At 69.4% G+C, this 21950-nt stretch carries 17 protein-coding genes; 9 read left to right on the top strand and 8 right to left on the bottom strand.

Annotation, left to right across the window (positions count from 1 at the left end):
* The coding region (locus VGJ24_RS04150; RefSeq protein ID WP_331499230.1) for a class II fumarate hydratase at positions 1 to 1303 on the bottom strand (1303 nt) is incomplete at its 3' end.
* A 39-nt stretch (positions 1304 to 1342) separates the two neighbouring features.
* Complete coding sequence (locus VGJ24_RS04155; protein ID WP_331499231.1) at positions 1343 to 2020, bottom strand: hypothetical protein; 678 nt, start codon at positions 2018 to 2020, stop codon at positions 1343 to 1345.
* A gap of 129 nt (positions 2021 to 2149) precedes the next feature.
* Here VGJ24_RS04155 and VGJ24_RS04160 point away from each other — a divergent pair, with 129 nt between their 5' ends.
* Positions 2150 to 4963, top strand: a complete 2814-nt coding sequence (locus VGJ24_RS04160) for an FAD/NAD(P)-binding protein (RefSeq protein ID WP_331499232.1) — start codon at positions 2150 to 2152, stop codon at positions 4961 to 4963.
* A gap of 91 nt (positions 4964 to 5054) precedes the next feature.
* Complete coding sequence (locus VGJ24_RS04165) at positions 5055 to 5996, top strand: hypothetical protein (protein WP_331499233.1); 942 nt, start codon at positions 5055 to 5057, stop codon at positions 5994 to 5996.
* Between the two features lie 62 nt (positions 5997 to 6058).
* On the opposite strand, the gene VGJ24_RS04170 is transcribed toward VGJ24_RS04165, so the two are convergent.
* Entirely contained in the window at positions 6059 to 7771 is a 1713-nt protein-coding gene (locus VGJ24_RS04170) for a fumarate hydratase (RefSeq protein ID WP_331499234.1), read from the bottom strand.
* Between the two features lie 66 nt (positions 7772 to 7837).
* Between VGJ24_RS04170 and VGJ24_RS04175 the strand changes: the two genes are divergently transcribed.
* The 5 genes from VGJ24_RS04175 (at position 7838) to VGJ24_RS04195 (ending at position 13672) form a co-directional block, all read left to right on the top strand.
* Positions 7838 to 8881, top strand: coding sequence for a LacI family DNA-binding transcriptional regulator (locus VGJ24_RS04175; RefSeq protein WP_331499235.1), 1044 nt, complete (start codon positions 7838 to 7840; stop codon positions 8879 to 8881).
* Between the two features lie 142 nt (positions 8882 to 9023).
* Positions 9024 to 10373 (top strand): ABC transporter substrate-binding protein, encoded by a 1350-nt coding sequence (locus VGJ24_RS04180; protein ID WP_331499236.1) that lies wholly within the window; start codon positions 9024 to 9026, stop codon positions 10371 to 10373.
* Between the two features lie 91 nt (positions 10374 to 10464).
* Positions 10465 to 11481, top strand: a complete 1017-nt coding sequence (locus VGJ24_RS04185) for a sugar ABC transporter permease (protein WP_331499237.1) — start codon at positions 10465 to 10467, stop codon at positions 11479 to 11481.
* On the top strand, positions 11478 to 12302 hold the full coding sequence (locus VGJ24_RS04190; protein ID WP_331499238.1) for a carbohydrate ABC transporter permease: 825 nt from the start codon (positions 11478 to 11480) through the stop codon (positions 12300 to 12302). Before VGJ24_RS04185 ends, VGJ24_RS04190 begins: the two co-directional genes overlap by 4 nt.
* Entirely contained in the window at positions 12299 to 13672 is a 1374-nt protein-coding gene (locus tag VGJ24_RS04195) for a GH1 family beta-glucosidase (RefSeq protein ID WP_331499239.1), read from the top strand. The genes VGJ24_RS04190 and VGJ24_RS04195 overlap by 4 nt, the downstream gene beginning before the upstream one ends.
* A gap of 18 nt (positions 13673 to 13690) precedes the next feature.
* Here VGJ24_RS04195 and VGJ24_RS04200 read toward each other — a convergent pair whose 3' ends face one another.
* Complete coding sequence (locus VGJ24_RS04200; protein ID WP_331499240.1) at positions 13691 to 15733, bottom strand: phosphocholine-specific phospholipase C; 2043 nt, start codon at positions 15731 to 15733, stop codon at positions 13691 to 13693.
* An 83-nt stretch (positions 15734 to 15816) separates the two neighbouring features.
* On the opposite strand from VGJ24_RS04200, the gene VGJ24_RS04205 reads away from it, so the two are divergent.
* Both VGJ24_RS04205 and VGJ24_RS04210 read left to right on the top strand, forming a co-directional pair.
* Positions 15817 to 16851, top strand: a complete 1035-nt coding sequence (locus VGJ24_RS04205) for an SAM-dependent methyltransferase (RefSeq protein WP_331499241.1) — start codon at positions 15817 to 15819, stop codon at positions 16849 to 16851.
* 9 nt (positions 16852 to 16860) lie between these two features.
* Entirely contained in the window at positions 16861 to 17499 is a 639-nt protein-coding gene (locus VGJ24_RS04210; protein ID WP_331499242.1) for a DUF1707 SHOCT-like domain-containing protein, read from the top strand.
* Here VGJ24_RS04210 and VGJ24_RS04215 read toward each other — a convergent pair.
* From VGJ24_RS04215 to VGJ24_RS04230, 4 genes are read right to left on the bottom strand one after another with little or no spacing between them, the layout of a single operon-like run.
* A complete protein-coding gene (locus VGJ24_RS04215; RefSeq protein WP_331499243.1) occupies positions 17486 to 18751 on the bottom strand; it encodes a sn-glycerol-3-phosphate ABC transporter ATP-binding protein UgpC in 1266 nt (421 codons plus the stop codon). The genes VGJ24_RS04210 and VGJ24_RS04215 overlap by 14 nt on opposite strands.
* Before the next feature lie 4 nt (positions 18752 to 18755).
* A complete protein-coding gene (locus VGJ24_RS04220; RefSeq protein WP_331499244.1) occupies positions 18756 to 19607 on the bottom strand; it encodes a carbohydrate ABC transporter permease in 852 nt (283 codons plus the stop codon).
* Positions 19607 to 20554 (bottom strand): sugar ABC transporter permease, encoded by a 948-nt coding sequence (locus VGJ24_RS04225; protein ID WP_331499245.1) that lies wholly within the window; start codon positions 20552 to 20554, stop codon positions 19607 to 19609. The genes VGJ24_RS04220 and VGJ24_RS04225 overlap by 1 nt, the downstream gene beginning before the upstream one ends.
* Positions 20551 to 21864 carry an extracellular solute-binding protein gene (locus VGJ24_RS04230; protein ID WP_331499246.1) on the bottom strand — a complete coding sequence of 438 codons (1314 nt, stop codon included), beginning with the start codon at positions 21862 to 21864 and terminating at the stop codon, positions 20551 to 20553. Before VGJ24_RS04230 ends, VGJ24_RS04225 begins: the two co-directional genes overlap by 4 nt.
* Positions 21865 to 21950: the final 86 nt, after the last annotated feature.

Consider the following 21950-nt stretch of genomic DNA (forward strand, 5'->3'; position numbering starts at 1 on the left):
CCAGGTCGATCACCGTCTGCCGGATGGTCGCACCGTCGGCCAGTGCCTGCTTGGCGATCTTGGCGGCCGCCTCGTAGCCGACGTACTTGTTGAGTGGGGTGACGATGCTCGGCGAGGACTCGGCGTAGGCACGGAGCCGCCCCCGGTCGGCGGTGATCTCGTCGACGCAGTCGGCGAGCAGGCGCGAGGCGTTGGTGAGCAGCCCCATCGACTCCAGCAGGTTGCGGGCGATCACCGGCAGCATCACGTTCAGCTCGAAGCTGCCGGAGGCCCCCGCGAAGGTGATGGCGGCGTCGTTGCCGATGACCTGGGCGCACACCTGGAGGGTCGCCTCGGGGATCACCGGGTTGACCTTGCCGGGCATGATGCTCGACCCCGGCTGGAGGTCCTTCAGGTGGATCTCGGCCAGGCCCGCGGTCGGGCCGCTGCCCATCCAGCGCAGGTCGTTGCAGATCTTCACCAGGCCCACCGCGTAGGTCTTGAGCGCACCGCTGAGCTCGACCAGGGAGTCCTGGGTGCCCTGTGCCTCGAAGTGGTTGCGGGCCTCGGTGAACGACTCGCCGGTGTCGTCGTCGAGATGGCCGATGGTCTGCTCGGCGAACGCCGGTGGGGTGTTGATGCCGGTGCCGACGGCGGTGCCGCCGAGGGGCAGCTCGCGGGCTCGAGGGAGGGCCGCGGCCAGCCGCTCGCGGGCGTACGCCGCGGTGGCGGCGTACCCGCCGAGCTCCTGCCCGAGGGTGACCGGGGTGGCGTCCATGAGATGGGTGCGGCCGGACTTCACCGCGTCGGCGTACTCCTCCGCCTTGCGGGTGAGCGAGTCAGCCAGGGCGGCCATCGCCCCGTCGAGCGGCCCGGCGGCCAGCACGGCTGCCACGTGGATCGCGCTGGGGAACGTGTCGTTGGACGACTGGCTGGCATTGACGACGTCGTTCGGGTGGCAGTCGACGCCAGCGATCGTGGTGAGTGAGGAGATCACCTCGTTGACGTTCATGTTGGTGCTCGTGCCGGACCCGGTCTGGAAGACGTCGATCGGGAAGTGCTCGTCGTGGCGGCCGTCGACGATCTCGGCGGCCGCGGCGACGATCGCGTCTCGCTGCTCGGCGGTGATCACGTCGAGGTCGGCGTTCGTGCGGGCCGCGGCGGCCTTGATCCGCGCGAGTGCGTGGATCAGCGCCGGTGGGAGCGGGCGGCCGCTGATCGGGAAGTTCTGCACCGCCCGCTGGGTCTGTGCCCGCCACAGCGCGTCGACGGGCACCTCGACGTCGCCCATGGAGTCGTGCTCGGTGCGGAAGTCGCCGCTCATGCGCTCGAGGCTACGCGGCGCGAGTCGGCCGGGTCGTGGTCAGGTCCGACGCGCGGCGTAGAGCCAATAGTGATCGTCACGCTCCTGGAGGCGTACGGCGTGGTCGCGTTCCTCGACGTCGCTGAACACCGAGCGCAGCGTCTCGAGCAGGCGTGGCGCGCGAGCGGCCGACCACACGACCAGTGCGCCACCCGGGCCGAGCCGGGCGTGGACGGTGCGCAGGAACGGCTCCTCGTAGATCGCGCGGTTGGCGTCGTGGACGAGCTGGTCGGGGCCGTTGTCGACGTCGAGCAGCACCACGTCGTACGTCGCGTCGCCGGCCTCGGTGACCGCACGGGCGATGTCGGCGACCACGACCCGCGCCCGGCTGTCGGCGAGCAGACGGCGCCCGTGGGGGATCGTGCCGTCGCGCATCCAGTCGACCAGCACCGGCTCGATCTCGACGACGTCGACGTGCTCGACCCGGCTGTCGCCGAGAACCCGGTCGAGGGTAAAGCCCAGGCCGAGGCCGCCCACCAGCACTCGGCGCGGATCGGCGACGGCGTCGAGCGCGGCATCGGCGAGGGCGCGCTCGGAGGCATGCTCGGCGGTGTCCATCACGAACGTGCCGTTGGCCCGCAGCTCGAGTACCGTCGGCCCTCCGCCGTCGGGTCGTCGCTCGCGCAGCACGAGCTCACCGCGTTCGGAGACACAGCGGGCTACCTCGACGTACTCCACGGCTCTACCGTAGGCACCTGACGACCGGCTCGGCGCGGGGAGTTGGCGCACCCATCTAAAGTGGAGCAATAAGGTCGACAAAGCAGGCGCCGGGTGGTGCCGGAGACGTGAGACAAGGGGGAGGCCCGCATGCAGGACGACCGACCGACGCCCCGTGTGGTCGTGATCGGCGCCGGGGCCTCCGGCAGTCTCACGGCGCTCCACCTCGCCCGAGCCGCGCGTCGCCGCGGCACGAGTCTCGACGTGGTCCTGGTCGACCCCGCCGCCCACCGCGCCCGCGGCACGGCGTTCGGGACGACCGACCCGCAGCATCTCCTGAACGTCGCGGCCGGCGGTATGAGCGCTCTGCCCGAGGACCCCGGGCACTTCGTCGCCTGGCGTGCGCGCCAACACCCCGAGCTGATGACCGAGCCGGGCGTGTTCGCGCCACGGGTCGACTGGGGCCGCTACCTCGACGAGACCGTGGCCCAGGCGTTCGCGGGTCGGGACCCGGTGGGGCTGCGCCACCTGCGCGTGCGTGCCACCGGGATCCGTCGCGACGACTCCGGGGTCGTCGTCACCACCGACGACGGCCACGTGGTCGTCGGCGACGCGGTGGTCCTCGCCACCGGCGAGAAGCCGCCGGGCTTCGCCTGGGCCCCCGAGGCGCTGCAGCGCTCGGCGTTCTTCGTCCCCGACCCGTGGGCGCCCGGCGCCGTCGACGTCGTACGTCGTGACGCGGCGGGACCGCCCGACGTGCTGCTGATCGGCACCGGCCTGACGATGGTCGACGTCGTGCTCTCGCTGACGGGGCCGTCGCAGCGACCGGACCGGCATCTCCACGCGGTCTCGCGGCACGGCGAGCTGCCGAAGCGGCACTCGGACGAGCTCCAGCTCGCCGCCATCCCTGAGATCGACGACTGGGGCGTCAGCCTGGAGGACTACCGCACCCGCGCGGCCGAGCACATCGCCGGGGTCCAGCGCGCGACCGGCGACTGGCGTCCGGCGGTCGACGGGTTGCGGACCGTGGTGCAGGCGCTGTGGCAGCGGCTCGATGAGTCAGATCGCACGGCGTTCCTGCGCGACGACGCCAGCACCTGGGGACGTCTGCGCCATCGGATGCCTCCCGGCTCGGCCGACGTGATCACCGCGCTCGAGGCCTCGGGGACCCTGACCCGTAGTTCCGGCGAGGTTGCCGCCGCCGAGCCGCTCACCGGCGGCGGCCTGCGGGTGACGCTCACCGACGGCAGCGTCCACGACGTCGGGTGGGTGGTGAACTGCACCGGCACCAGCATCGTCGTGCGCCCGGGCGGTGACCCGCTGGCGGACGACCTGCTGACCCCGCGGGCCGGCGTCTCGCTCGGTCGCCTGAGCACTGCCGGGCTCGGGCTCCAGACGGAGGGCGGGCGGCTCGTCGACTCGGTCGGCTCCACCGGAGCGCCGATCTGGACGCTCGGGTCGGTGCGGCGCGGAGAGCTGTACGAGTCGACCGCCATCCCGGAGATCCGCACCCAGGCGGCGCAGATCGCGACCGCGGTGATCGAGGAGATCGCCCCGGAGCCCCGGCGCCTCGCCGACGGCAGACTCGTCGGCGGTCATCACCCCGTCGCCAGGCCGCGCGACCCGCTCGGGCTGCCGCTGTCGACCACGGCCGAGGCTGCCGCGGCGTACAACGCCGGGCTCGAGCGCCTGATGCGGCTGCAGTCGGGGGCCGACGAGAAGCTGCTCGAGGCGGTGGCGCTGGACCCCGACTTCTCCGTGGCGCATGCCGCGCTGGCGATGCTCGGTCACGAGGGCGGGTCGTCGGTCGACGTACGTGCGTCGTTGGAGTCGGCGCGGCAGTCGGCCCGCAGCCGCGCCGACGACCGCGAGCGCAGCCTGGTCGACGTGGTCGGCCGTCGCGTCGAGGACGTCCGCAACTCCGGCGCGACCGCGCTGATGAACCACATCGCTCAGCACCCACGCGACGTGCTCGCGGTCTCGGCCGCGGTGCCCACGATCGCGTTCTCGGGCGTCACCGACATCCAGCAGGAGGCGTGGGAGCTGGTCGAGGGCCTGGCGCCGGCGTACGGCGACCACTGGTGGTACATCTCGCTGCTCGCCTTCACCCGGCAGGACCAGTCGCGCTTCGATGACGCCGGACTGCTCGCCGAGACGGCGCTGGAGTGCGAGCCGACGTCCGGGCACGCCGTACACGCGCAGACGCACGTGATGTACGAGACCGGCCGCCACGACGCCGGCCGCGCCTGGCTCGACCACTGGGTCGCGGAGAGCGGCCGTGCCGCGAGCCACCGCGCGCACTTCTCGTGGCACGCGGCGCTCCACGAGCTGGCCATCGGCGACACCGAGGCCGTGCGCCAGCGCTACTACACCCAGCTCGCGCCCCCGACCGTGACGGGCGTGCGCGCACTGATCGACTCCGCGTCGCTGCTCTGGCGCTGGGTGGTGACGACGTCCGGATGGGACGCCGCCGCAGGCACCGCGGCCTTCACCGGCGAGGCCGCACCGCCGCCGGTCGAGTGCGTGCTCGACGCGGTCGGACCCGCGCTGGTCGACCACCCGGAGACGCCGTTCGTCGCCCTGCACGCGGCCCTGGCGCTGGCGGCCGCGGGCGACCTGCCGCGCCTGGCCGCCCTCCGCACACACTGCCAGGGCAGCTCGGAGCCGGCGGTCCGCACCACCGTCGCGTCGGTGTGCGAGGCGCTCCTGGCGGCCGGCGAACATCGGTGGGGCGAGGCCGCCCGGGTGCTGGCCGACGTGCTGCCCGGCCTGCCCCGCGTGGGCGGATCGGCCGCGCAGCGGGAGATCGTCGAGGAGACGTTGCTGTACTGCCTGGTCAGCGACGGCCAGGCCGAACGAGCCCTGGCCCTGCTCGACGGCCGTCTCGACCGACGTTCGTCACCACTCGACCAGCGGCGCCGCGATTCCGTCGGTTCCCGCAACGTCATACGTTCTGGTCGCTAGAACGACCAGTTCGTATGACGTCCTGAGGTGGTTGTCCACAGCTCTCTCGATCCCGGTGGCCGAGGCCGTCGAGGCGGTCGACACTCGGCGCATGCCCGTCTCACGATCGACGCTCGCCGTCACTCGCCTTGACCAGCTGGCCGAGCAGCAAGCGGGCGTCGTGTCCCGGCTCCAGGCATATGGGTTGGGGGTGACCCGTTCGCAGATCCGGGCGAACGTCCGTGCTCGACGCTGGCGGCGGGTCGGGAGCCAGTCGATCGGGCTCAGGACGGGACCGGTCTCGATCGCGGCGAAGCAGTGGGCGGCGGTGTTCGAGGCGGGTCCGCGAGCACAGCTGGACGGTGCCTCGGCCTTGATCGCCGCCGGTCTCGTGGGGTACCGGACGGACCGCGTGCGGGTATCGGTACCTCGCGGTGCTCGCGTACGTCGGGCTCGCGGCCTCGACATCCGGCAGACGCGACGTTGGGACGCCGGCGACCTGGTGACCACGGGAGTTCCTCGGACGGTGAGCCCGGTAGCCGCCGTGCGAGGTGCCCTCTGGGCCAGGACCGACCGACAGGCGGCGCTCCTGCTCACCATGAGCGTCCAGCAGGGCCTGACCACTCCCCAGGACCTCGGGCTGGCGGCGTTGCGCATCAAGCGCGACCGCCGCCGTCGCCTTCTGCCCGAGGTGATCCTGGACCTGGCTGGTGGCGTGCGCTCCCTGGGTGAGCTGGACTTCGCTCGCGAGTGTCGGCGACGCGGTCTGCCCGAACCCACGAGGCAGGTGGTCCGACGCGGACGAGACGGTCGGTACTACCTCGACGTGGCCTGGGAGGCGTGGGGCGTCGCCGTGGAGATCGACGGCATCCACCACTCCTGGGCCGTCCATGTGGTCGGCGACGCGCTGCGGCAGAACGACGTCGCCCTCCAGGACATGCTGGTGCTCCGGCTACCCCTGCTGGGCTTCCGGGTCGCTCGCGACTCGTTCTTCGCTCAGATCGAGGAGGCGCTGATCTCGCGCGGCTGCCCGATGCTCGGCCGTCCCGCCTGATCCCCCACAACGTCATACGTTCTGGTCGTTCTAGCGACCAGAACGTATGACGTTGTAGGCGGCTACTCGGCGGAGCGGACCCGGATCCCCGATAACGGCACCGTGACGGCGCCGGAGGGGTCGGTGAAGAAGTCGTTGCCCTTGTCATCGACGACGATGAACGCCGGGAAGTCCTCGACCTCGATCCTCCAGACGGCCTCCATGCCGAGCTCGGGGTACTCCAGCACCTCCACCGACTTGATGCAGTCCTGGGCGAGCCGGGCGGCCGGCCCGCCGATCGAGCCGAGGTAGAAGCCGCCATGGGTGGCACAGGCCTCGGTCACCGCCTTGGAGCGATTGCCCTTCGCGAGCATCACCATCGACCCACCCGCGGCCTGGAACTGCTCGACATACGAGTCCATCCGGCCGGCCGTCGTCGGACCGAAGGAGCCGGAGGCATAGCCCTCTGGCGTCTTGGCAGGGCCGGCGTAGTAGACCGCGTGGTCGCGGAAGTACGCCGGCATCTCCTCGCCCGCGTCGAGCCGTTCCTTGATCTTGGCGTGTGCGATGTCGCGGGCGACCACCAGCGGCCCGCTCAGTGACAGCCGCGTCCTCACGGGGTGCTGGGAGAGCTCGGCGAGGACCTCGACCATCGGCCGGTTCAGGTCGATGCGTACGACGTCGGCGTCGTCCGAGGGCTGCGTGGACGAGGTGGCGGGCAGGTACTTCGCCGGGTCCGTCTCCAGCTGCTCGAGGAACACTCCCTCGGGGGTGATCTTGCCGAGCGCCTGCCGGTCGGCCGAGCACGAGACCGCGATCGCCACCGGACACGAGGCACCGTGCCGGGGGAGTCGGACGACGCGGACGTCGTGACAGAAATACTTGCCGCCGAACTGCGCGCCGATACCGAAACCTTGAGTGAGCTTGAAGACCTCTTCCTCCAGGTCGAGGTCGCGAAACCCGTGTGCAGACTGGGATCCCGAGGTCGGCAGGTGGTCGAGGTAGTGGGCCGAAGCGTACTTCGCCGTCTTCAGCGCGAACTCCGCCGACGTGCCGCCGATCACCACCGCGAGGTGGTACGGCGGGCATGCGGCCGTCCCGAGCGACCGGATCTTCTCGTCGAGGAACGTGAGCATCCGCGTCGGGTTCAGGACCGCCTTCGTCTCCTGGTAGAGGAAGGACTTGTTCGCCGAACCGCCACCCTTGGCCATGAACAGGAACCTGTACTCCGGCAGCCCGTCGTGATCGGGCGCCGAGTAGAGCTCGATCTGCGCCGGCAGGTTGGTGCCGGTGTTCGTCTCCTCCCACATCGTCAGCGGCGCGAGCTGGGAGTAGCGCAGGTTGAGCTCGGTGTACGCGTCGTACACGCCCTGGCTGATCGCCTCGCCGTCGTCGACCCCGGTCAGCACGCCCTCGGACTTCTTGCCCATCACGATCGCCGTTCCGGTGTCCTGGCACATCGGCAGCACACCGCCCGCGGAGATGTTGACGTTCTTCAGCAGGTCGAGCGCCACGAACCGGTCGTTCCCGCTGGACTCGGGGTCATCGATGATCCTCCGCAGCTGGGTCAGGTGGGCAGGGCGCAGGTAGTGCGCGATGTCGTGCATCGCCTCGGCGGTGAGCCGCCGGATGGCCTCGGGGGAGACCCGGAGGAACGTCCGGCCGCCGGCCTCGAACGTGGACACCCCGTCGGTCGTCACCAGCCGGTACGGCGTGTCGTCCGGGCCGATCGGGAGCAGGTCGGAGTAGGAGAACTCGGGACCCCTGGACTCGGGAGAGGAGGGAGCAGCACTCACGGCTGCACGATAGTCGTCCTTCGGCGGCTCGAGATCGTCGACCGACGTCCGTGCCACACTGCGTCCGTGACGACGGCTCCACGCAAGGGGACACGCGTCCGTCCGGCTCCGACGTTGGAGGAGGTGGCGGCTCGCGCGGGCGTCTCGCGTGCCACGGCCAGCCGCGTGCTGCGTGGCGACGCGAAGGTCAGCGACCACGCCCGGGACGCCGTGCACGCGGCCGCCCAGGCGATCTCGTACGTGCCCAACCTGGCCGCCCGCACCCTGGTCACCGGGCGAAGCGACTCGATCGCCTTCCTCGTCGAGGAGACCGAGGAGCGGATGTTCGCCGACCCGTTCTTCCTCGGCATGCTGCGCAGTGCCCAGGAAGCCGTCGCTGTCGCGGGACTGCAGCTGGTGTTCACCGTGGTGAACAGGGCCGAGGACCGGCAGCGCTTCCTGGCCTACGCCGCCGGCGGGCACGTCGACGGGGTGTTGCTGCTCTCGCTGCACGGTCGGGACCGGCTCCCGCAACGGCTCGAGGCCCTGGGCGTGCCCACCGTGCTCAGCGGGCGGCCCCTCAGCGGGCGTCGTCGTCTCTGGTACGTCGACGCGGACAACGTCGCGGGTGGCCGGCTCGCGACGAACCATCTCCTCGAGTCCGGTCGCAGGCACGTCGCGACCGTGACCGGCCCGCTCGACATGTGCGCCGGGCAGGATCGGCTGGCCGGGTACCGATCAGCCGTCGAGGCGGCGGGCCGCGACCTCGACGAGAGCCTGGTGTCGATCGGGGACTTCACGCAGGCAGGCGGGCACGCGGCCACACTGGCCCTGCTGGAGCGTCGCCCCGACGTCGACGCGATCTTCGCGGCTTCCGACCTCGCGGCGTTCGGGGTGGTTCGTGCCCTGCGCGAGACCGGCCGCCGCGTCGGAGACGACGTGACCGTGATCGGCTTCGACGACATCCCCGAGGCCGCCGAACAGTCGCCGGCCCTCACCACGGTGCGCCAGCCGATCCCGGCCCTGGGCACGACGATGACCCGGCTGCTGCTCGACCGCATCGAGGGACGTGACGACCTGCCGCGCCGGACGGTGCTGCCTGTCCAGCTCGTCCTGCGCCAGACGGCGTGAGCAACCGGTTGCGTGGAGCGGTTGCCGAAACTGGTCCTTGACAGCAGGACGCCGCCCCATCATCCTGAGCCACATCGCTTGTGAGAGCGCTCTCACAGATCCGGCAGGCGGATCTGGACGAGGTCATCGAGGAGGATCCCCCATGCTCCGAAGCACCACCCGCCGCCGAGGCGCGGCACTGCTCGCGGTCGCCGCGCTCGGGGCATTCGTCCTCGCCGGTTGCGGCAGCTCCGACTCGTCGGCCACGTCGGCCGACCCGGCGGACGCCGGTCCCTGCGGGACCACCGCAGACACGACGCTCACCGTCGGTCTGTTCGGCACCTTCGGCTTCAAGGAGGCGGGTCTGTGGGACGCCTACCACAAGCTCTGCCCCAACATCACGATCAAGGAGGACGTCGTCGAGCAGTCGGCCGACTACTGGACGCGCCTCAAGACGCGCCTCGCGTCGAGCAGCGGTCTCGACGACGTCCAGGCGATCGAGATCGGCTTCGTCGCCGACGTCGTGCAGAACCACGCGGACCAGTTCGTCAACTGGAACAGCGTGCCCAACGCCGCCGCGGACAAGGCGGAGTTCTACCCCTGGAAGTGGCAGCTGGCCTCGACCAGCGACGGCAGCTCGACCGTCGGACTGGGCACGGACATCGGCCCGGAGGCCATCTGCTACCGACGTGACCTGCTGAAGCAGGCCGGCCTCCCGTCCGACCCCAGTACCCTCGCCCAGAAGTGGAGCACGTGGGACGACTTCATCGCCTTCGGCAAGCAGTACGAGGCGTCGTCGACCAAGCCCTCCGGTTCGCACTTCGTCGACAGCGCCGCGAGCATCTTCTCCACGGCGGTCTACCAGGGCGACGAGGCGTACGCCAACGCCGACGGACAGCCCGATGTCGAGAACAGTGACGGGGTGAAGAACGCCTGGAGCTACGCCAGCCAGGCCGCGCAGGACGGCATCACCGCCGGGCTGCAGCAGTTCACGCCGGCCTGGAACAAGGCCTTCTCGAGCGGCGCGTTCGCGGCACTGGCCTGCCCGACGTGGATGATGGGCTACATCCAGGGCCAGGCGGGCGACGCCTACGCCGGCAAGTGGGACATCGCGCCGGTGCTGCCCGGAGGCGCGACCAACTGGGGCGGCTCGTGGCTCGGTGTCCCGACCCACGCGGCGAACAAGGACGCGGCGATCGCGCTGGTCGAGTGGCTGTCTGCCAAGGACCAGCAGGTGACGATGTGGAAGGACGGCGGCCACTTCCCGTCGAACTCCGACGCGGCCGCGGCTCCGGCGGTGAGCACCGCCAAGAGCGCGTACTTCAGCAACGCACCGGTGGGCCAGATCTTCGGTGACATCTCGAGCCAGATGAAGATCCCGCCGATCGGGCTGTACGACACGCAGATCCAGCAGGCGTTGACCACACAGCTGACCAACGTCGAGACCAAGGGCACGTCGCCCGACGACGCCTTCCAGGCGGCTCTCGACGCCATCGCGCAGGTCACCGGCTGACCGACACCGGCCGCCGACCCCCACCTGCGCCGGGTCGGCGGCCGGGCCTCGTTCCCACAGATGACCGCCGATCTGCCGTAGGAAAGGTGTCATGACCGCCTTGCCGCAGACCCGGGTCGCTCCTCAGGCGACCCGGCCGACCCGGCCGACCGTGCGCAGCCGGGGCCACCTGCCCGGACGCCGGATCGCCTACGTCTACGTGTTGCCGTTCTTCCTCGTCTTCGCGGCGTTCAGCGTCTACCCGTGGGTGGCGACGGCGTGGGTGTCGCTGCACGACACGAGGCTCTCGACGTACCACCAGTCAAGCTGGATCGGCCTCGAGAACTACCGCAACCTCTTCACCAACAAGTTCTTCTGGAACGCCTTCCGCAACACCATCACCATCGGGATCATCTCGACGGTCCCCCAGCTGTGCATGGCGTTGGGCATCGCCCACCTGCTGAACTACCGGCTCCGCGGGCGGACGTTCTTCCGGATCGCGCTCCTGATGCCCTACGCGACCAGCCTCGCCGCCGCGACCGTGATCTTCGCCGAGCTCTTCGACCCCAACCTCGGTCTGGTCAACTGGAGCCTGCACGCGCTCCATCTGCCGACCGTCGACTGGCAGGGCTCGAAGTGGCCGTCGCAGATCGCGGTGTCCTCGATCGTCATCTGGCGCTGGACCGGTTACAACGCGCTGATCTACCTCGCCGGCATGCAGGCGATCGGGTCCGAGCTCTACGAGGCGGCCGCGATGGACGGCGCCAGCCGATGGGGGCAGTTCCGCCACGTCACGCTGCCCGGGCTGCGGCCCACGATCCTGTTCACGATCGTGGTGTCCACCATCGGTGCCGCTCAGCTGTTCGGGGAGCCGCTGCTCTACCACAACGGGCTGCCGGACGGCGGCACGCAGAATCAGTACCAGACGCTCGGCCTGCTGATGTACCAGCAGGGCTGGGCCAACGACCGGCTCGGGCTCGCGTCGGCCACGGCCTGGACGATGTTCCTGATCATCGTGCTCGCGGTCGGCGTCAACCTGCTCCTGGCGCGACGCCGCGAGCGGCGCGACGTCGGGCGCTCACGACGTACGCCGTTGCTGGCCGGCGTGCCGGAGGTGACGGCCCGGTGAACGGCGTGCTCAAGGGCAGCTGGGTGACCTACACGCTGGTCACGTTGATCACGCTGGTGTCGGTCTTCCCGCTCTACTACACGATCGTGATGGCGTCCCACACCAATGCCGAGATGGCTGCGTCGACGCCGCCGGTCCTCCCCACCATGTCGATCTTCGACAACATGAAGAAGGCGCTGGAGCTCGCGCCGCTCAACCAGGGCCTGATCAACTCGTTGATCGTCTCCGGCGCCATCACCGCGGGCACCGTCGCCCTGTGCACGCTGGCCGGGTTCGCGTTCGCCAAGCTGCGGTTCCGCGGCTCCAACCTGCTGCTCGCGATCTGCGTGGCGACCATGATGGTGCCGCTGCAGATGGGGGTGATCCCGCTGTACATGCTGATGGCGCGTCTCGGCCTGGCCGGACACCTCCCGGCGGTGATCCTGCCCAGCCTCTGCACCGCGTTCGGGGTGTTCTTCATGCGGCAGTACATCTCCAGCGCGGTCCCGGACGAGCTGATCGAGGCGGCCTACATGGACGGCGCCGGCCCGCTGCGGGTGTTCTGGTCCGTCGTGGTGCCGGCCACGCGACCCGCCATGGCGGTGCTCGGGATGCTCACCTTCCTGACGGCGTGGAACGACTTCTTCTGGCCGATCATCGCCCTCAGCACCCAGAACCCCACGGTGCAGGTCTCCTTCCAGAGCCTCGCGACGGGCTACGCGCCACAGCAGTCCATCATCATGGCCGGCACCCTCTACGGGACGGTCCCGGTCCTGGTCGTCTTCGCCCTCCTGGGCAGGCAGATCGTCGGCGGCATCATGCAAGGAGCGGTGAAGGGATGAGTCGAACCCCGGTCTCGGAGTATCCGTTCCCTGACGATTTCGTGTGGGGCGTGGCCTCCTCGTCGTACCAGATCGAAGGGGCGGTGGACGAAGGTGGACGCGGCCCGAGCATCTGGGACACGTTCAGCCACACGCCCGGCGCGGTGGACAACGGCGACACCGGAGACGTGGCGTGCGACCACTACCACCGGTGGCCGGACGACCTCGCGCTGATGGCGGAGATCGGCGTGACCTCCTACCGGTTCTCGATGGCCTGGTCCCGCGTGATGCCGGACGGTCGCACGGTGAACCAGGAGGGGCTCGACTTCTACCGCCGGCTCGTCGACGGGCTGCTCGCGCGCGGCATCCGGCCGCTGATGACGCTCTACCACTGGGACCTGCCCGCGAGCCTCGACGTCGGGAGCTCCGGCGGCTGGCTCTCCCGCGAGGTCCCGGACCGCTTCGTCGACTACGCCGTGCTCGTGGGCAAGGAGCTGGGGGACCGGGTGCCGGCGATCACCACCGTCAACGAACCCTGGTGCTCGGCGTACCTGGGCTACGCCACCGGCGAGCACGCGCCCGGGCGGACGGAGAACGCCCTCGCCTACCGCGCCGCACACCACCTCAACCTCGCGCACGGACGCGCCGTCACGGCTCTGCGCGGAGTCCTGCCTCAGGGCGCGGACGTCTCCGTCTCGCTCAACCTGCACCAGGTGGAGCCGGCCTCGGACCGACCGGAGGACCTGGCGGCGGCCACGCACGCGGACCTGATCGCGAACCGGATCTTCCTGGACCCGATGTTCCGCGGCGGGTACTCCGACGAGCTGCGGGCCACGACGGAGGGGCTCACGGACTGGGGCTTCGTCCGGCCAGGGGACGAGGCCGAGATCGGCGTCGGGCTGGACTCGCTGGGGGTGAACTTCTACAACCCGAGCCGGGTCCGCGGTGGAGCGCGCGAGCAGAGCCGGCCGTTCCCCGGCAGCGACCGGGCCTTCTACGTCGACATCCCGGGCCCGCGGAGCGTGATGGACTGGCCGATCGTGCCGTCGGCCCTGACCGACCTCCTGCTACGTGTGCAGCGCGACGTGGGGCTGCCCGTCAGCGTCACCGAGAACGGGCTCGGGGGCCGCGACGTCGTTGAGGAAGGAGCGGTGCACGACGACGACCGCATCGCCTACCTGCGCGACCACCTCGCGGCGGTCCTGGAGGCACGCCGGGGCGGCGCCGACGTGCGTGGCTACTACGTCTGGACGCTGTTGGACAACTTCGAGTGGGCGTGGGGCTACGACAAGCGCTTCGGACTGGTGCACGTGGACTTCACCGACCAGCGCCGGACGCTCAAGGACTCGGCTCGCTGGTACGCCGGCGTGATCGAGCGCAACGCGCTGTGAGGTAGCAGCGGGTGCCGGTCAGCGACCGAGCTGAGGATCGCTCGCGCTGGCCCGGCCGTTCTCGAAGTGCCCGGCCAGTCCACGTTTGAAGTGCGGATGGCCACGCAGCGTCACGAGCACGTCGTACCACCCGTGGGTGTCGTTGATCGCGATCCGCACCTTCTTCCTGCCGCGTGCGCCCACGCGCACGGTCCGGTCCGGGCCGTAGGCGTCCGCGACGTGCACGTGGAGCGGGTGGTCGGACCGACCGTGGAACGTCAGCACGAGGTGGTGGCCCTCACGGCGGCCCCGGACCTGGAGCAGCGGCTGCTCCGTGGACCCGGCGAACCGCCGGAAGAACCCGTTGGGGCCGTGGAAGCTGACGTCGAAGCGGCCGTGGGCCTCCAGCACGGGCTTCAGCGTCTTCCCCCGTCCGAGGGTGTAGCTGAACGGCGCTCCCTTCACGTCCCGCGAACGGGCCTGCAGGTGAGCTCCCCGCCTCCCGTCGTTGGCGAGCGTGAAGGCGAGACCCTGCCGGGTGCTCCGCAGGTCGACCTTGAGGTGGTAGTCGAGCGGGCGCGCCGGCCTGGTGCCGGGCTCCTGGCGGGGCACTCGCTGCTTCGCCGGCGGGTGGACCCCGGGCTCGCTCGGGCGGCGTCCGGTGTCGGCCGGCTCGGACGGCGCGGTTGGCAGGGTCGGCGCCGGGCTGCCCGAGCGGGAGAAGTCGAACGCCGAGGTGAGGTCGCCGCACACGGTCCGGCGCCATGGGGTGATGTTCGGCTCGCGCACTCCGAAGCGCCGCTCCATGAACCGGATGATCGAGGTGTGGTCGAAGGTCTCCGAGCAGACCCAGCCGCCGGTGCTCCAGGGGGAGATCACCGTCATCGGGACCCGGATGCCGAGGCCGTACGGTCCGTGGCTGCCTTCGTTGCCGGTGTACAGCTCATTCGCGAGTGACACCGTCGAGGCGCCGTTCAACCTGCCCACGTTGGGGTACGGCGGGATCTTGTGGTCGAAGAAGCCGTCGTTCTCGTCGTACGTCAGGAACAGCACGGTCTTCGACCAGACGTCCGGGTCGCTGGTCAACGCCTGCAGGACCTGGGAGATGTACCAGGCGCCGTACTCGGTGGGCCAGTTCGGGTGCTCGCTGAACGCCTCGGGCGCCACGATCCAGGAGATCTGCGGTAAGTGCCCGCTCTGGACGTCGTCTGTCAGCTGGTCGAAGTATGTGCCCGACGTCTGCACGTCGGTGCCGGTGCGGGCCTTCCGGTACAACGCGCTGGTGGGCTTGGCGCGCTGGTAGTCGTGGAAGTACAGCAGGGAGTTGTCGCCGTAGTTGCCGATGTCGGGATGGAAGAAGTCGAGTCCCCAGTTGTGTGCGCGGTCGAGACCGTTGCCGGTGTCCTGGTAGATCTTCCAGTCGACCCCGGCCTCCTGGAGCCGCTGCGGGTAGGTCTTCCAGTCGTAGCCCGCCTCGGCGTTGCTGATCACCGGGCCGCGCCCCTTGCCGTCGTTGCCGGCCCAGCCGGTCCACATGTAGTAGCGGTTGGGGTCGGTCGGGCCGAGCATGCTGCAGTGATAGGCGTCGCACACCGTGAAGGCGTCGGCCAAGGCGTAGTGGAAGGGGATGTCCTTGCGACGCAGGTGAGCCATCGTCACGGGGGTTCCCTTGGCCGGCACCCAGCGGTCGTGGTTCCCGTGTGCGAAGGCGTCGTGCTGTGTCTCCCAGCCGTGATCGAGGTCCTGCAGGAAGGCCAGGCCGAGATTGTCGAGGTCGGGCCGGAAGGGCAGCACCTCGTTGTTCAGGTGCTTCCCCGAGGGTTGTCGCCAGACCGACCTGCCGTTGCGCAGCATCGCGGGGTGCGGGTCGCCGTACCCCCGGACGCCGCGCATCGTCCCGAAGTAGTGGTCGAAGGAACGGTTCTCCTGCATCAGCACGACGATGTGCTCGACGTCGCGGAGCGAGCCGGTGCGGCGGTACGCCGGGATCGACGCGGCCTGGGCGATGGAGGACGAGAGCACGGTCATCGCCGCGCTTCCGCCGGCGAGCTGGAGGAACCGACGACGATCGACCTCAGGCATGAGGCGCTCCTTGGCTGAGAACGGAACGGGACGGGCAGGGCCGGAGGCATGATCTTCGCAAACCGACCGTAGTCTCGACCACCATGAGCTCGTACGCGTTGCTCGTGTCGCCGTCCGCGAACCGGGTCTACGCCCGCGCCGCTGCCGCGCTCACCGTCGCCGAGCTCGGTGTTCTGGCGGAGACCGTGCTCGAGGGACGGCTCGGCGAGGCGGCTCCGGAGGTGGTGGCCGGCGTCGAGTATGTGACGTTCGACGGCGACCTCGACACCGAGGGGCTGGCACGCGTCGCCAACGTCTCCACCGCGTTCGCGCTGTTCGAGAGGACCGCCGACGACGCCTTCCGGCCGGTGTCGCTCGAGCGGCTCGACTGCCTCGACGACGACCTGCTCTCGATCCTGAAGTACCCCGGAAAGACCAACGAGCTGTTCACCAAGCTCCTGCTCAATGTCACCGTGCTGGCCTCCGGCAGCGCCCCCCGCATGCTGACCGACCGGCTGCGCGTGCTCGACCCGCTCTGCGGCCGCGGCACGACGCTGAACCAGGTGCTGACGTACGGCTGGCACGCGGCCGGCGTCGACATCGACAGCGCCGACTTCGACACGTACGCCGCCTTCCTGCCGCGGTGGTTGAAGGAGAAGCGGCTCAAGCACACCGCGACGACCGCCAAGCTCCGGCGCGACGGCCGGACCCTGGGTCGGCGGCTCGACGTCGAGCTCGCGACCAGCAAGCGGGCCTGGGCGGACGGCGACACGATCACCTTGTCGACGGCGCTGGCGGACACCCGTGAGGCGGCGGAGGTGTTCAAGGCCGCGAGCTTCGACGCGCTCGTCACCGACGCGCCGTACGGCGTGCAGCACGGCAGTCGGTCGGCCGGCGGCCTCCGGCGGCGGCCCCTGGAACTCCTCGGTGAGGCCCTGCCCGGCTGGTCCCGGCTGCTGCGACCCGGGGGAGCGGTGGGCATCGCGATCAACGTCCGCACCTGCCCGCGAGACGAGGCGTTCGCGCTGCTCCGCGACACCGGTCTGGAGCCCCGCGACACCGCGGCGTACGGCGGCTTCGAGCACCGGGTCGACCAGGCGATCCTCCGTGACCTCGTCGTCGCTGTGAAGGCGGTTTAGGGTGACTCCATGGAAGCGCAGGACCCCTCACGCCTGAGAATCTCGGACTCCGACCGGCACAAGGTGGCCGAGGTGCTCCGTGAGGCTGCCGGCGACGGGCGCATCGACCTCGAGGAGCTGGACCAGCGGCTCGAGGCGACGTACGCCGCGCGCACCTACGGTGACCTGGTCCCGATCACGCTCGACCTCCCGATCGAGAAGGCGGAAAACCTGCCGGTGCAGCCTGCGGCGATCCCGTCGCCGGTCGTCCCGGGTGGTCCCACCGAGGAGAGGCACCTGGCGATCCTGAGCGGCCTCGAGCGCAAGGGCGTGTGGACCGTCCCGGCGCACCTGACGGTGACCTGCTTCATGGGCGGCGCCGACCTCGACCTGCGGCGGGCGCAGTTCGCCGCGCGCGAGGTCGTGCTCACGGTCAACGCGGTGATGGGCGGTGCCGACATCAAGGTCAACCCGCACACCCACGTGATCATGGAGGGCACCGGGATCATGGGCGCGTTCAGCGGCCCGTCCGACAAGACCGCACCCGAGCTGGACCAGAACAGCCCGATCGTCCGCGTCCGCGGGTTCGCCCTGATGGGCGGCGTGGACGTGTCACGCCGCCCCGCCCCTGGTGGGGGCTCGTCAGAGCGTCGGCTCAGGTCTCGGTAGCAGCTTCCTGCTCGCCCGGAGTGGCGATCGCGTTCTGCTGGTCGGCAACCTCGGCGGTCGACGTGTCCGACGGGATCGTGCCGGCCGCCGACTCGTCGACGGTGAGGTTGTCGCCCGTGACCGGGTCGAACAGGTGGATCTTGGAGCTGTCGACCCAGATCTCGGCCTCGTCTCCCTCCTTGACCCGGCTCGAGCTGTCCAGGGAGATCACCAGCTGGGTGTGCAGAGCCTCGCCGTCCAGATCGCGCTCGAGCTCGAGCAGCTGCTGCTGCACCTCCGCCGGCGCCTCGAACGGGCTGTAGGCGAAGGCCTGGTTGCCCAGCCACTCCACGACGTCGACCTTCGTCTTGAACGTCGACCCGGGAGTCGCCTTGCCGGGCTCCATCACCGCGCTGTCCTCGAAGTGCTCGGGACGGATGCCCGCGATCAACAGCCCCTTTCCCTGCGCCCGCTTCGCCCTGTCCTCGGGGATCTTCACCGTGCCGAACGGCATCTTCACCGAGCTGCCCTCCACCGTCGCCGGCAGGAAGTTCATCGGCGGGCTGCCGATGAAGCCCGCCACGAACAGATTGACCGGGTTGGTGTAGAGCTCCCGTGGGGTGGCCAGCTGTTGCAGGATTCCCCGCTTGAGCACCGCCACCCGGTCACCCAGGGTCATCGCCTCGGTCTGGTCGTGAGTGACGTAGACCGTGGTGATTCCGAGCCGGCGCTGCAGGCGCGCGATCTCGGTGCGCATCTGGCCGCGCAGCTTGGCGTCGAGGTTGGACAGCGGCTCGTCGAACAGGAACGCCTGGGCGTCCCGCACGATCGCCCGCCCCATCGCGACGCGCTGCCGCTGGCCCCCGGAGAGGTTGCCGGGCTTGCGCTCGAGGTGCTCGTCGAGCTCGAGGGTCTTGGAGGCATCCCGGACCTTCTTGTCGACCTCCTCGTTGCTCGCACCGGCCAGCCGCAGCGGGAACGCGATGTTCTCGTAGACGGTGAGGTGGGGGTAGAGCGCGTAGTTCTGGAACACCATGGCCAGGTTGCGGTCGCGAGGAGCCAGGTCGTTGACCCGCTTCCCGCCGATCACCATGTCGCCGGACGTGATGTCCTCCAGCCCGACGATCATCCGTAGCAGCGTCGACTTCCCGCATCCCGACGGACCGACGAGGATCATGAACTCCCCGTCCTCCACGTCTATGGAGATGTCGTTCACGGCCGGGAAGCCGTCGCCGTACTGCTTGACGATGTTCTTCATCTCGATGGCAGCCATTGGATCAACCCTTCACTGCGCCGGACGTCAGGCCGGCGACGATTCTGCGCTGGAACAACAGGACAATGATGATCACCGGGATCGTGACGATCACCGAGGCGGTGGCGAGCTGGACGTACGGCGGGTTGAACGGGTCCGGCCCCACGAAGTACGCCATCTGCGCCGGCACCGTCCGCGACTTCGTGGTCGACGTCAACGAGATGGCGAGCACGAACTCGTTCCAGGCGAAGAAGAACGTCAGGATCGCCGCGGTGAACACGCCGGGTGCCGCCAGCGGGACGATCACCTTGCGGAACGCCTGCCACGAGGTGGCACCGTCGACCTGCGCCGCCTGCTCCATCTCCCACGGGATCTCGCGGAAGAACGCCGAGAGCACCCAGATCGCCAGCGGCAAGGTGAACGTCATGTAGGGGATGATCAGGCCCGGCCAGGTGTTGAACAGGTGGAACGTGCGCCACATGTCGAACAGCGGCCCGACCAGCGACACGACGGGGAACATCGCGATCGCGAGGGCCAGCGAGAGCACCAGTCGCTTGCCCCGGAACTCCAGGCGAGCGATGGCGTACGCCGCCAGGGTCGCGATCATCACGGCAAGGATCGTGGCAACGATCGAGATGCCGAACGAGTTGCGCAGCGCCGCCAGGAAGTCGTGCGACGCGGTCTTGTCGGCGGTCATGCCGAGCAGGATCTTGTAGTTCTCCCACGTGGCGTCCTTCGGGAGGAACTGTGGACTCCCCGTCGTGGTCTCTGCCAGCGACTTGAACGACAACGAGATGATCCACGCGATCGGCAGGAGGCACCAGACCAGGATCACGATGAACCCGAGCCAGGTGCCGACACTGGTCCTGCGCTTCATCAGCCCTCACCCCTTGCCTGGGCCAGGTCGACCCGGAAGAACTTCACAATCAGATACGCGAGTATCAGTACGGTCAGGAACAGCAGCACCGAGAGCGCCGACCCCATCCCGAGCTGGAACTGCTCGATCGCTTGTCGGTAGGTGAGGAACGACGAGGACTCGGTGTTCTGCGCCCCCTTGGTCATGATGAAGATGTTGTCGAAGATCCGGAACGCGTCGAGCGCCCGGAACAGCACCGCCACCATGATCGCGGCCCGCATGTTCGGCAGGATCACCTTGAACAGCCGCTGGCTCGCCGTGGCGCCGTCCACCTTGGCCGCCTCGAGCATGTCCTCGGAGATCTGCGAGAGGCCGGCGAGCAGCAGCAGCGACATGAACGGCGTGGTCTTCCAGATCTCGCTGACCATGATCGCGAACATGGCGTGCCAGTGGTCGCCGTACCAGTTGGTCGTCGCCGAGATGCCCGGCAGCCAGTCGAACCAGGCGTTCACCCAGCCGTTGTTGATGGAGAAGGTGAACTGCCAGGCGAAGGCGGAGACCACCGTGATGATGCCGTAGGGGATCAGGATCGCGGTGCGCATCGCGCCGCGGGCGAAGATGATCCGGTGCATCACCATCGCGAAGGCGAAGCCGATGACCAGCTCCACGGCCACCGTGACCACCATGATGATCACGGTGTTGAGGGTGTCCTTCCAGAACAGTGAGTCGGACAGGATCGTGACGTAGTTGCCGAGGCCGACGAAGCCCTTGTCGTCGGGCGTCGTCAGGCGGTATCGGAACAGCGACAGGTACAGGGCCTGCAGCATGGGGTACGCCGTCACCAGCACCATCAGGATCAGGGCAGGTGCGACGAGCTTCTGGCCGAGCCGGTTCTCCGCGACCGATCGGTCGCTGTGTCCCGGCGGGGCGGCCTTGGTGGCCTCTCTGGGAATCGTCGTGGCGGTCACAGCAGTTTCTTTCCGGTCAGGACGTCCTGGATGAACGTCGCGGACTTCTCCGGCGTCGAGGAGTTGACGCTGGCGGGTGGGTGCCAGGTGCTCTGGATGGCGCCGGAGATGTCACTCCAGTACGGCGTAACGGTGCGCGGGGCGGCGCTGTTCACGCTGTCCTCGAACAGCGTGATCAGCGCTGCCGGGAACAGCTTTTGGATCTGCGGGTCCTGGTAGCCGGCCGGGCTGGCCGGCATGTTGCCGGTCATCGCCCCGTTGGTGGCTTGCTGCTTCGGCTCCACCAGGCACGCGGCGGCCTGGTTGGCCTCGTCGATGTGCTTGGAGTAGGTGCTGACCCCGATACCGATGCCGCCGTAGGGAGGCCGGGAGGGGTCTCCCTGCACCGTCTCGGGGTACTTCGCGTAGCCGATGTCCTTGGCCACGTCGGGCTGGGTGGAGTCGTAGTTGTGCCAGATGTAGGTCCAGTTCACCATGAACGCCCCCTGGGGCGTGCCGAACGTCGCGCCGGCCTGACCCTCCTGGGCGATCGACAGGTCCGGTGGGGCGGCCTTCGAGTGGGCGAGATCCTCGACCACCTTCGCCGCGTCCTGGCCGGCCGGGCTGTTGATCGTGATGTTGGCATCGATGCCCTTGGAGGCGTCGGTGACCAGGGTGCCGCCCGCTCCGGAGACCAGGGCGTTGATCCAGACGACGTAGCCCTCGTACTTGTTGGCTTGCACGGCGACGGTGCCACCGTTGTCGGCAGCTGCCTGGATGATCTGGTTCCACGTGACCGGCTGGCTCATGTCGAGGCCGGCCTTCTGGACGAACGACTTGCGGTACCACAGCACCTGGGTGTTCGACCAGAACGGGTAGACGACCAGCTTGCCGTTCCAGGTCGCAGCGTCGGTGGCTCCCTTGAACGACTGCTGCTTGAGCGTGTCCTGCTCGGCCTGCGGGATCGGCGCCAACAGGCCGCCGTTGGCGAGCTCGGCGGTGTACGGCGGGTCGATGCTCATCAGGTCGATCCCCGAGTCGTGTGCCTCGAGCCGGCGCGCGAGCTGCACGCGCTGCTGGTTGGCGTCCTGCGGGAGCGTCTGGGTGGTGATCGTGTACTGGTCGGTGCTACAGGTCTTCGCGATGGCTGCCTGGCCGCCGCTGTCGGGGTTGATGTACCAGACCAGGGTGGTCGTGCCGTTGCCACCGCCGCAGGCCGTGAGAACCCCTGCCGCGGTAGCCAGTGCGGCGAGCGAGCCGACGACGCGCCGGCGTGTACCCGATCGACCGGGAGGTATCGAAGCCCCCCGAGATCGCTTGGGGACGTGCATGATGCGCTCCCTCCACGAAGGTGAACTACGTCACGTCTAGTCGTATTCGCAGGTCACCGCAAGCCTTGACGGAATCCGTCCTATGT

The organism is Nocardioides sp., assembly GCF_036493135.1.
GTDB lineage: Bacteria > Actinomycetota > Actinomycetes > Propionibacteriales > Nocardioidaceae > Nocardioides.

Excerpts from the sequence above, each read along its gene's own strand:
- VGJ24_RS04160 (WP_331499232.1), top strand. The coding sequence starts at position 2,150 with ATGCAGGACGACCGACCGACGCCCCGTGTGGTCGTGATCGGCGCCGGG.
- VGJ24_RS04165 (WP_331499233.1), top strand. The coding sequence starts at position 5,055 with ATGCCCGTCTCACGATCGACGCTCGCCGTCACTCGCCTTGACCAGCTG.
- VGJ24_RS04180 (WP_331499236.1), top strand. The coding sequence starts at position 9,024 with ATGCTCCGAAGCACCACCCGCCGCCGAGGCGCGGCACTGCTCGCGGTC.
- VGJ24_RS04185 (WP_331499237.1), top strand. The coding sequence starts at position 10,465 with ATGACCGCCTTGCCGCAGACCCGGGTCGCTCCTCAGGCGACCCGGCCG.
- VGJ24_RS04195 (WP_331499239.1), top strand. The coding sequence starts at position 12,299 with ATGAGTCGAACCCCGGTCTCGGAGTATCCGTTCCCTGACGATTTCGTG.
- VGJ24_RS04200 (WP_331499240.1), bottom strand. The coding sequence starts at position 15,733 with ATGCCTGAGGTCGATCGTCGTCGGTTCCTCCAGCTCGCCGGCGGAAGC.
- VGJ24_RS04205 (WP_331499241.1), top strand. The coding sequence starts at position 15,817 with ATGAGCTCGTACGCGTTGCTCGTGTCGCCGTCCGCGAACCGGGTCTAC.
- VGJ24_RS04210 (WP_331499242.1), top strand. The coding sequence starts at position 16,861 with ATGGAAGCGCAGGACCCCTCACGCCTGAGAATCTCGGACTCCGACCGG.
- VGJ24_RS04215 (WP_331499243.1), bottom strand. The coding sequence starts at position 18,751 with ATGGCTGCCATCGAGATGAAGAACATCGTCAAGCAGTACGGCGACGGC.
- VGJ24_RS04220 (WP_331499244.1), bottom strand. The coding sequence starts at position 19,607 with ATGAAGCGCAGGACCAGTGTCGGCACCTGGCTCGGGTTCATCGTGATC.
- VGJ24_RS04230 (WP_331499246.1), bottom strand. The coding sequence starts at position 21,864 with ATGCACGTCCCCAAGCGATCTCGGGGGGCTTCGATACCTCCCGGTCGA.